The sequence below is a fragment of the Bradyrhizobium sp. genome (assembly GCF_049691595.1).
Classification (GTDB): Bacteria; Pseudomonadota; Alphaproteobacteria; order Rhizobiales; family Xanthobacteraceae; genus Bradyrhizobium.
Window position 1 is genome coordinate 1 of sequence record NZ_JBAVNZ010000208.1, and the last position, 9,164, is coordinate 9,164.

The following is a 9,164-nucleotide window of genomic DNA, read 5'->3' on the forward strand; positions in this document are numbered from 1 at the left end:
CCGCGATCCGGGGCGAAGCCGCCAAGGCCGGCCGCGATCCCGACCAGATGTTTCTCTGCAACCTCACCACCCCGGTATCAGGGGCGACGAAATCCGAGGCCGAGGACAAGATGGCGCTGATCGAAAAACTGCCGCTGGAAATCGATGCGCTGTCGCTGTTGTCGGAAGGCCTGAACTACGACTTCGCCTCCAAGGGCATCGACGAGCCGCTGACGACGGAAGAACTGCAGAGCATGCAGGGCATCATCGGCATCCGCGACGGCGTGCTGAAAACCTCCGGCAAGACCAATCCCAGCGCCCGCGACTTCGTCAAATTCTCCGGCCGCGGCCAGACCGCGGACGCGATCGTCGGCGGGCCGAAGGAGATTGCCGACAAGCTCGAGGAAATGTTCGTCGGCCGCGGCTGCGACGGCTTTGTGATCGCCGCGACCTATGTGCCCGGCTCCTACGCCGATTTCGTCCGCCATATCGTGCCGGAATTGCAGCGCCGCGGCCTGTTCCATCAGGACTACGCCGGAAAGACGCTGCGCGAGAATCTCGGCCTGCGGCGCCCGGCCGCCGGCGCATGGAAAACCCCGGCGCAAGCCGCGGCCGAATAGGAACGAAAAGGAAAGATCATGCGCTGGCTCAAATTCACCGCCTCCGGAGCGACATCCTGGGGCCTCGTCGAGGGTGACCGGGTGATCGCCATCAGCGGCGACCCGTTCGGCGAATGGCAGCGCACGGCGCAAACTCACGCGCTGAAAGACGTCAAGATCGAGCTGCCCTTGATCCCGCGCACCTTCTATTGCGTCGGCCTCAATTACCTCAAGCATCTGAAGGAAGCCGCCGACAAGCGCGGCGAAGTGCCCACCGTCCCTGACCGGCCCGAGATCGGCTATCGCGCCCAGAACGCGCTGATCGCCCATGATGAGGACGTGGTGATCCCGGCGACCGCGACCGAGAAGATCCACTATGAGGGCGAACTGGTCGTCGTCATCGGCAAAAAGGCCAGGCACCTCAATGCGGCCGACGCGATGTCCTGCGTGTTCGGCTACACCATCGGCAACGACGTCAGCGAGCGCAGCTGGCAGAAGGCCGACCGCGGGCTGTGGCGATCGAAGAACGCCGACACCTTCAAGCCGATGGGACCGTGGATCGAAACCGATGTCGATCTCGAAAGGATGGAAACCGTGGTCCGGGTCAACGGCAGGGAGAGCAACCGCTTCCGCACCAACGACATGATCTTCGGCATCGTGCCGTTCATCGTCGAGCTGACCAAATATTTCACGCTTTGGCCGGGCGACGTGATCTGGATGGGCACCGATGGCGCCTCGCCCGACCTCAAGGCCGGCGACGTGGTCGAGATCGACATCACCGGCATCGGCACCCTGCGCAACAGGTTCGTCGCCGAAAAGCGATAGGCCATGAGCCGTCACTCTACAGCGCATCATCGCCAGGGCCAGCAATATCAAGATCGAGCCGCAGCGCGCTTTGAGCTTGAAAACAGCTTATCCACCGAGCAATGCGGAAATATCCGGCGGCGCTCCCTCGAAAGCAAATGGGTTAAGAAACTGACGCCGCCAGAACAGCCGCCGATCAATCGCGCTGAGCGAAGCTTCATCGCAGACTTGCTTCCACTGATTATGGATTATGGTGACCTGGTGCGCTACGATGGTGACAGCAGCATCGGCCGACAGCTGAAATGCGGGCGCAGCCTCGAGACATACAGAAATCTTGCTAAGCCGTTTATCGCCAATCACGAGCATTGCCTGCGTCGCCTCATTGCCGGCCCGCTGCTGCGGGCAGATATCATAGGCAGGCGTTAGGCGCAGGGTGCGTCCATCCCAAAACGCGGCATGATTGCGCGCGTGGTCGTCGGTGTTGCCGCAAAGCACATTGAAGACGAGCCTCGCAAACAACTCACGCAGTGTGTCTCTGGGCGCATGAAAGCGGTGACGCACGATGGCCGCGAGATCCTCGTAACTGGCGTAGCGAGCCATCAGCTCGTCAAGGCCGAAGAGGGTGAGCGCCGAAACCAGCGCCATGCGGCACCAGCCGACATCGACCTTTTTACGATCAAAGCGTTCGATCAGCAGAACATCTCTGTTGGCTGCACGCACCAGTCGGACAGGCGCAACAATAATTCCCACCAGGGCCGCGAGCCGCATCGCGATGTATTCTGCCTTCACCACACTGTAAATGTCGTCGCGTGACGAGAATTTTGCGACGTATTTTTTGTCTTCTGTGGCAATCAAGGCTTTGGGCCGAGCTCCGCCGAGCGAGCTGCCATGAAATAGCGCCTGATCGAGGTCGGCGTCGAGCGGCACGCCCTCCTCAACCTTGTCGACGGCTTGCAGCAGATCATCAAGCGATGCCGCGGCGGAAACGCGCGGCATATAGCTGGTTGGCGAAAGCTGGAAATCGAGCGCGCCGCTGCGATCCGAACCGGATTCCAGCAGATAGGTCAATTCGTCGAGCTCGGCGGTATCGATCTGCTGACCCTTGCGGCCTAGCTTGCGATTGATGATAACGCGCCGCCCCCAAGCATCGGGGGCGGCGTCGCGGATGCAGCTGGGCATCGACAAACCGGCCAACAGCGGCAGGACTCCCGCTTTGAGCGGCAGCTCCGGCTCGTAAATCGGGATGGCATCTGCGCGGGCAAGATAGCTGCGTCCATAATTGAAGACGAGTTGATCGTCGGAACGAGCCAGCACGCCTGCGACGACCGGCTCGGTTTCTCCCGGCAGCCATATCCAGACATAAGCCTCCCGGTAGCGCGATTCAGAAGTCATCTTTGACCGGTTTGTCAGATGTGCGAATGGCGCGCGGTAGAAGCGTCAGCATCGCCGTGTTGGCGGCAATTCCTGTCGCAAGGGTTGATTGATCGGCGTCGAACAGCCGCACGCCGACGATCGCAGCGACTTCGAATACCGCGCCAATCGCACACCCCGGGTCGCCCTTCTCGATCCGATGGACAAGGCCGCGCGATACGCCAGCGCGCTCCGCAAGTTCCTCGTGAGTGAGCTTACGGCTAATTCGCGCTAACCGGATGAGTTGGCCTAACAACACCGTCGCTTCGCGGCCATATCGCGAATAGGGGCGCATCGTCTTGGCCATATTTCGAGATTCCGTTCTATAAATAGAACACAATATCATTCTAGGTTCTATTTATGAAGCAATATCCCATACTCAATCCAAAGTCAACTATCTGTTCCATAAATGGAACATGAATAGTTGATACGTACTATTTACGGAACAAAACCGACCAAAGCCGGAAAATCACTGTGTTTTCGAGCGAAATGCGCGTGTCCGTGTCCCTTGGGCGTTTGGGACTGCTCCACATCAAGATCAAGGCCATGGGCAATTCATCGGACGAGTTGACGAAAATCCTGGCGGCCGACACCGCGCGGTGGGCCAAGGCCGCCGAAGCCGGCAATATCAGGATCGAACAGCAGCGCTGGTTTCAGAACGCCGGCGCCTGACCGTTCCGGCCATAGGTGATGCGCGGCGCTTGCAGCGTGCCATCGGGCTGCTTCTTCGCCGCGGCCACGAAAATCTTGGTGCCGGGCTGCACCTCCTCCTTCTTGCCGATTTCGTAGGTGACCACGATGGTCTCGGGCGTGACCAGCAGTTTCTTCTCGCCGTCCTTGTATTTCACCGACAGCACCTGCCCGTCGACGCTGCTGACGGCCTGTTCGACATTGGCATTGGTCATCTTGCTCTTGGGCATCAGGTCCCAATCGTAATGGCCCTCGCCGGTGCCGCGCATCGACTCCGGAAAGATGTGGACCTCGATGGCCTTCTGCACGCCGTCCGCCTGCATCATGCCGGCGGAGCCGACGAACATGCCCTGCTTGATGTCGGCCATCTTGGCCGGGACGATCGCCACAAACAGCGGATTATCGGTGACCGTCAGCTTCAATTCGGCGCCGTCGCGATTTTTGACCACATAGACCGGGCCGTCGATGCGCTCGATCGTGCCGCGGATACGGACAGTTTCCTGCGCCGATGCCGGCAAGGCGATGCCGATGGACATCAAGCTGGCTGCAGCCAATATGCGTCGTACGATGCCGGACATGGTCATCCTCCCTGGTTTTTATCGCGCGCCGGCGGTTCGCTCCTGGCGCAAAGTTCGTTTTACCCTAAGGCATTACAACCCGGAGGAGTAGCCAATATTCCCTATTTCGTCGCCGCTGCCGAAGCCCCATGCGATGGCGTTGCTCACACGGCGGTTGCGCGGGCGAAATCGACATAGATCTCGCGCAGCCGGTCGGTCACCGGACCAGGCTTGCCGTTGGCGACGGTCTTGCCGTCGATCGATACCACCGCCTGCACGAACACGGTGGCGCTGGTGATGAAAGCTTCCTTGGCGGCGAGCGCTTCCTCGATCGAGAACGCCCGTTCCTCGATCCGGAGCTGACGCTCCGCGGCCAGCGCGACCACCGCCTTGCGGGTGCAGCCCGGCAGAATCTCGCTGCCATTCTGCCGCGTCACCAGCACATCGTCCGGCGTCAGGATGAACGCCGACGACGAGCCGCCCTCGGTGACCTTGCCGTCCTCCACCATCCAGGCTTCGCCGGCGCCGGCTTCGGCCGCGGCCTGTTTCGCCAGTACCTGCGCCAGCAGCGCCACGCTCTTGACGTCGCGCCTGGCCCAGCGGATGTCGGGCACCGTGATGACGCCGATGCCGGTCCTGGCTGACGGCGCGTTGACGATGTCCTTGACCGAGGTGAACATGATCAGCGTCGGCTTGACGCCTTTCGGGAAGGCAAAGTCGCGCCCGGTGTCGGCGCCGCGCGTCACTTCGAGATAGACCATGCCGTTGACGAGGTTGTTGCGCGCGACCAGCTCTTTCTGGATTTCCTGAATCCGCGTTGTCGTCTCCGGCAATGGCAGCGAGATCTCGCCGACCGAGCGTTCCAGCCGCGCCAGATGCGAGGCATTGTCGATCAGCTTGCCGTCCAGCACCGCGGCGACCTCGTAGATGCCATCGGCAAACAGGAAACCGCGGTCGAGAATCGAGACCTTGGCCTCTGCAAGTGGCACGAACGAGCCGTTGACGTAAGCGATCTGTTCCAAGCGGGTCCTCCTGAAGGTGGCGGGCGATTGCGCCGGTAATATACGCCAAACTTTAAGGCTTGATCCACGAATTATGGCCGTCGCACGCAAACAACACTATCAACGTCATTGCGAGGAGCGTAGCGACGAAGCAATCCATCCTTCTGTTGCGGCACTATGGATTGCTTCGCTTCGCTCGCAATGACGGGGTGGGCAGCGGCGCGCATCAATGCGACAGGATCTTCGACAGGAATTTCTGCGCGCGGTCGCTGCGCGGGCTGCCGAAGAATTCGGTCTTCAGCGCGTCCTCGACGATTTCGCCCTTGTCCATGAAGATCACGCGATGCGCGACCTTGCTGGCAAAACCCATCTCATGGGTGACGACCATCATGGTCATGCCCTCGCGGGCGAGGTCGACCATCACGTCCAGCACCTCGCTGATCATTTCCGGGTCGAGCGCGGAGGTCGGCTCGTCGAACAGCATCGCGATCGGGTCCATCGCAAGCGCGCGGGCGATGGCGACGCGCTGCTGCTGGCCGCCGGACAATTCGGCCGGGTACTTTTGCGCATGCTCCTGCAGCCCGACGCGATCGAGCAGCTTCGAGGCCTTTGCCACGGCTTCGTCATGCGACCGGCCCAGCACCTTCTCCTGCGCCAGACAGAGGTTCTCGACGATCCGAAGATGCGGGAACAGCTCGAAATGCTGGAACACCATGCCGACGCGGGCGCGCAGCTTCGGCAGGTCGGTTTTGGGATCGTTGACCTTGATGCCGTCGAGGATGATCTCGCCGCCTTGAAAGGGCTCCAGCGCGTTGACGCATTTGATCAGCGTCGATTTTCCGGAACCTGACGGACCGCACACCACCACCACCTCGCCCTTGGCGACGCGCGTCGTGCAGTCCTTCAGCGCCTGGAAATTCGGCCCGTACCATTTGTCGACGTGGCGTATCTCGATCATGCGGCCTCGCTAGCGGACAATGGCGATGCGCGCCTGCAGGCGGCGGACGCCATAGGACGCGAAACAGGAAATCGTGAAATAGACCGCCGCCGCGAACAGATACATCTCGACCAGCCGTCCGTCGCGCTGCGCCACCTTGCTCGCGGCGCCCAGAAAGTCCGGAATCGACAGCACATAGACCAGCGAGGTGTCCTGGAACAGCACGATGGTCTGGGTCAGGAGCACCGGCAGCATGTTCCGGAACGCCTGCGGCAGCACGACATAGCGCATGGTCTGGCTGTAGGTCAGGCCGAGCGCCTGCGCGGCCGCCGGCTGGCCTTTCGAGATCGACTGGATGCCGGCGCGCATGATCTCGGAGAAATACGCGGCCTCGAACAGGATGAACGTGATCAGCGAGGATGCGAACGCGCCGACGCGAATCGGCCGTGACGATCCGGTCAGCCATTGCCCGATATAGGGCACCAGGAAATAGAACCAGAAAATGACCAGCACCAGCGGCAGCGAGCGCATGAAGTCGACATAGAGGCCGGCCACGCGGCCGAGCAGCCGGTAGCCCGACAGCCGCATCAGCGCGATCAGCGTGCCGAAGATCAGCCCGCCAAGGGCGGCCAGCCCGGTCAGGGTCAGCGTGAATGTCATGCCGTCGAGGAACAGATAGCCCAGCGAGCGGCGGATGACGTCGAAATCGAGATTGGCGAACATGGCGCTATTTCCCCGTGATGTAGCCGGGGATCGCCAGGCTGCGCTCGAGCAGGCGCATGCCGGTGACGACGACGATATTGATCAAGAGATACATCACGGTCGCGGCGGTGAAGGCCTCGAACACCTGGAAGGAAAATTCCTGCATCGATCGTGCCTCGCCGGTCAGCTCGATCAGGCCGATGGTGATGGCGACCGCGGTATTCTTGATGGTGTTGAGGAATTCCGAGGTCAGCGGCGGCATGATGATGCGAAACGCCATCGGCAGCAGCACGTAGCGATAGGCCTGCACCGTCGTCAGCCCGAGCGCGGTGGCGGCCTGCTTTTGCCCGCGCGGCAGCGAACCGATGCCGGCGCGCAACTGCTCGGCAACGCGCGCCGACATGAACAGGCCGATGCCGATCGCGGCGGTATAAAACGGCGCGTTGGCAAGCTGCTTCAGCCACAGTCCCGCCGCCCGCGGCAGCAGTTCCGGCAGCACGAAGAACCACAGGAACAACTGCACCAGCAGCGGCATGTTGCGGAAGAATTCGACGTAAGCGAACCCGGCCCAGGATGCGGTCTGCAATGGCAGCGTGCGCAGCACGCCGACCACCGACCCGAATATCAGCGCGATGATCCAGGCAAGGATCGCGGTCTTGATGGTCAGCACCAGACCTGACAGCAGCATGTCGAGATAGGTGCCGGTCCCGTTCGGGGCCGGCTCGAGAAAGATCAGCCAATTCCAGTGATAGTTCACGGGCCCCCGCCGTCCGCTACGTCACTCTATGGGAGTTCGCCCATGCAATGGTCGGGCCATTGCATGGGCCGGGAAAACCTACTTATAGGAATCCGGATCCGGCGAGTCGGAAGGTTTTGCAAATTCGTTCTTCAGCTCCGCCCCGATCGGCACGTTGAGGTTCAATCCCTTGGGCGGGATCTTCTGCGTGAACCATTTGTCATAGATCTTCCGGCCCTCGCCGCTCTGATAGAGCGCGGCGGTGGCGCCATCGACCACCTTCTTGAAGGCCGGATCGTCCTTGCGCAGCATGATGCCGTAAGGCTCCGGCTTGGAGAACGCGTCTCTGGAGATGACATAGTCGTCCGGCGCTTTCGATCCGGCGACCAGGCTCGCGAGCAGGATGTCGTCCATCACGAAGGCGGCGGCGCGGTCGGTCTCGACCATCAGGAACGCCTCGGCGTGATCCTTGGCCGGAATGATGTTGACGCCAAGGTTGCGCGCGGCGTTGGCCTCGGTGAGCTGCTTGATATTGGTGGTGCCTGATGTCGAGACCACCGGCTTGCCCTTGAGATCGTCGATCGAATTGATCTTGCTCGCCTTCTTCGAGACGTAGCGGCTGGCGGTGAGGAAGTGGGTGTTGGTGTAGGCGACCTGCTTCTGGCGTTCGGCGTTGTTGGTGGTCGAGCCGCATTCGAGATCGATGGTGCCGTTGGCCAACAGCGGAATGCGGGTCGACGACGTCACCGGGTTGAGCTTGACCTCGAGCTTGTCGAGCTTGAGCTCCTTTTTCACGGCATCGACGATCCTGTAGCAGATGTCCATGGCGTAGCCGACCGGCTTCTGGCTGTCGTCGAGATAGGAGAACGGAATCGAGGAATCGCGGAAGCCGAGCGTGATCGCGCCGGTCTCCTTGATGTTTTTCAGCGTGCCGGTCAACTCCTCGGCGTTGGCCTGGCCGGCGCAGAATGCGGCAGCCAGCGCGCAGCCGATCAGATAGTTGCGTTTCATGCGTGTACTCCTTGTTTGCGGGGTAGCGAGGACTGCTTGAGGATTTCGCCGAGCACCGGCGCGATGTAGCGGCGAAATTGTTCGGGATTTTCGCTCATCGGAAAATGGCCGAGCTGCTCCATGATCGTGACCTTGGCGCCCTCTATGGCCGCGGCGGTCCGTTTGGTGTCTTCCGGCGTGCAGGAGAAATCATACTCGCCGGTGAGCAGATAGAGCGGGCATACTTTAGTATCGATCTGCCCGACCCGGCCGCGCAAATCGCCATCGACGCGGTAGAAATACAGATCGCCCTTGAAGACGCCCGGGCCGCCCTGCTTGTAGGCCCACAGGGTTTCGTTGCGTGCCGCCTCCGGGCCTTGCGGCGCGATCAGGCCGGATACCAGCGCGGCGCAGACCTCGCCGCCATGAACGTCCGGACGGTTCAGCCAAATGGTGTCGTACCATGGCGCCTGGAAGTCGGCGGCCTCGAGGCCGATCAGCGCGCGGAATTCCGCGGCATGGTCGATCGCGAGATTGAGGACGATGCGGCCGCCGATCGAGCAGCCCATCACCACGGGCTTGTCCAGCTTCAGCGCCTGGCAGAAGGCGCGGATCGTCGCGGTGTAGCGCGCGGTGGTGAGCCGGTATTCTTCCCCGCTCCAGCTTGCGGGCGGATTCGAGTTGCCATGCCAGGGCATGTCAAACGCGATGATGCGAAAATTCTTCGCGAACGCCTGGTCGGCGAGCAGATGCCGCCAC

The 9,164-nt window shown here is 61.5% G+C and carries 12 protein-coding genes and 1 pseudogene; 4 read left to right on the forward strand and 9 right to left on the reverse strand.

Annotation, left to right across the window (positions count from 1 at the left end; genetic code table 11):
* Positions 1–599, forward strand: a pseudogene (locus WCE35_RS09550) (LLM class flavin-dependent oxidoreductase); the annotation flags it as partial.
* Between the two features lie 18 nt (positions 600–617).
* Positions 618–1,403, forward strand: a complete 786-nt coding sequence (locus WCE35_RS09555) for a fumarylacetoacetate hydrolase family protein (protein WP_424593097.1) — start codon at positions 618–620, stop codon at positions 1,401–1,403.
* An 87-nt stretch (positions 1,404–1,490) separates the two neighbouring features.
* Here the strand turns inward: WCE35_RS09555 and WCE35_RS09560 are convergent, their stop codons facing one another.
* Positions 1,491–2,774, reverse strand: coding sequence for a type II toxin-antitoxin system HipA family toxin (locus WCE35_RS09560; RefSeq protein ID WP_424593098.1), 1,284 nt, complete (start codon positions 2,772–2,774; stop codon positions 1,491–1,493).
* The gene (locus WCE35_RS09565; protein WP_424593099.1) at positions 2,764–3,099 is read right to left on the reverse strand and encodes a helix-turn-helix transcriptional regulator; all 336 of its coding nucleotides are present in this window, start codon (positions 3,097–3,099) and stop codon (positions 2,764–2,766) included. The genes WCE35_RS09560 and WCE35_RS09565 overlap by 11 nt, the downstream gene beginning before the upstream one ends.
* 188 nt (positions 3,100–3,287) lie before the next feature.
* Between WCE35_RS09565 and WCE35_RS09570 the strand changes: the two genes are divergently transcribed.
* Positions 3,288–3,464, forward strand: a complete 177-nt coding sequence (locus WCE35_RS09570; protein WP_424593100.1) for a hypothetical protein — start codon at positions 3,288–3,290, stop codon at positions 3,462–3,464.
* On the opposite strand, the gene WCE35_RS09575 is transcribed toward WCE35_RS09570, so the two are convergent.
* Complete coding sequence (locus WCE35_RS09575; protein ID WP_424593101.1) at positions 3,446–4,018, reverse strand: hypothetical protein; 573 nt, start codon at positions 4,016–4,018, stop codon at positions 3,446–3,448. The two genes, WCE35_RS09570 and WCE35_RS09575, sit on opposite strands and share 19 nt — an antisense overlap.
* Here WCE35_RS09575 and WCE35_RS09580 point away from each other — a divergent pair.
* Positions 4,011–4,151, forward strand: a complete 141-nt coding sequence (locus WCE35_RS09580) for a hypothetical protein (protein ID WP_424593102.1) — start codon at positions 4,011–4,013, stop codon at positions 4,149–4,151. The two genes, WCE35_RS09575 and WCE35_RS09580, sit on opposite strands and share 8 nt — an antisense overlap.
* A 52-nt stretch (positions 4,152–4,203) precedes the next feature.
* Here the strand turns inward: WCE35_RS09580 and WCE35_RS09585 are convergent, their stop codons facing one another.
* The 6 genes from WCE35_RS09585 to WCE35_RS09610 form a co-directional block, all read right to left on the reverse strand.
* The gene (locus WCE35_RS09585; RefSeq protein ID WP_424593103.1) at positions 4,204–5,061 is read right to left on the reverse strand and encodes a D-amino-acid transaminase; all 858 of its coding nucleotides are present in this window, start codon (positions 5,059–5,061) and stop codon (positions 4,204–4,206) included.
* 205 nt (positions 5,062–5,266) lie between these two features.
* Positions 5,267–5,998: an amino acid ABC transporter ATP-binding protein gene (locus WCE35_RS09590; RefSeq protein WP_424593104.1), complete on the reverse strand. Its 732-nt coding sequence runs from the start codon at positions 5,996–5,998 to the stop codon at positions 5,267–5,269.
* 9 nt (positions 5,999–6,007) lie between these two features.
* Positions 6,008–6,700 carry an amino acid ABC transporter permease gene (locus WCE35_RS09595; RefSeq protein ID WP_424593105.1) on the reverse strand — a complete coding sequence of 231 codons (693 nt, stop codon included), beginning with the start codon at positions 6,698–6,700 and terminating at the stop codon, positions 6,008–6,010.
* A 4-nt stretch (positions 6,701–6,704) separates the two neighbouring features.
* Positions 6,705–7,436, reverse strand: coding sequence for an amino acid ABC transporter permease (locus WCE35_RS09600; RefSeq protein WP_424593106.1), 732 nt, complete (start codon positions 7,434–7,436; stop codon positions 6,705–6,707).
* A 78-nt stretch (positions 7,437–7,514) separates the two neighbouring features.
* Entirely contained in the window at positions 7,515–8,426 is a 912-nt protein-coding gene (locus WCE35_RS09605; protein ID WP_424593107.1) for an amino acid ABC transporter substrate-binding protein, read from the reverse strand.
* Positions 8,423–9,164 (reverse strand): alpha/beta fold hydrolase (locus WCE35_RS09610; RefSeq protein WP_424593108.1); only part of this gene is annotated, 742 nt, incomplete at its 5' end. The genes WCE35_RS09610 and WCE35_RS09605, both read right to left, overlap by 4 nt.

What these genes read in the sequence shown, in the direction of transcription:
- WCE35_RS09555 (WP_424593097.1), top strand. Translation starts at nt 618, where the DNA reads ATGCGCTGGCTCAAATTCACCGCCTCCGGAGCGACATCCTGGGGCCTC.
- WCE35_RS09560 (WP_424593098.1), bottom strand. Translation starts at nt 2,774, where the DNA reads ATGACTTCTGAATCGCGCTACCGGGAGGCTTATGTCTGGATATGGCTG.
- WCE35_RS09565 (WP_424593099.1), bottom strand. Translation starts at nt 3,099, where the DNA reads ATGGCCAAGACGATGCGCCCCTATTCGCGATATGGCCGCGAAGCGACG.
- WCE35_RS09580 (WP_424593102.1), top strand. Translation starts at nt 4,011, where the DNA reads ATGGACATCAAGCTGGCTGCAGCCAATATGCGTCGTACGATGCCGGAC.
- WCE35_RS09575 (WP_424593101.1), bottom strand. Translation starts at nt 4,018, where the DNA reads ATGTCCATCGGCATCGCCTTGCCGGCATCGGCGCAGGAAACTGTCCGT.
- WCE35_RS09590 (WP_424593104.1), bottom strand. Translation starts at nt 5,998, where the DNA reads ATGATCGAGATACGCCACGTCGACAAATGGTACGGGCCGAATTTCCAG.
- WCE35_RS09595 (WP_424593105.1), bottom strand. Translation starts at nt 6,700, where the DNA reads ATGTTCGCCAATCTCGATTTCGACGTCATCCGCCGCTCGCTGGGCTAT.
- WCE35_RS09605 (WP_424593107.1), bottom strand. Translation starts at nt 8,426, where the DNA reads ATGAAACGCAACTATCTGATCGGCTGCGCGCTGGCTGCCGCATTCTGC.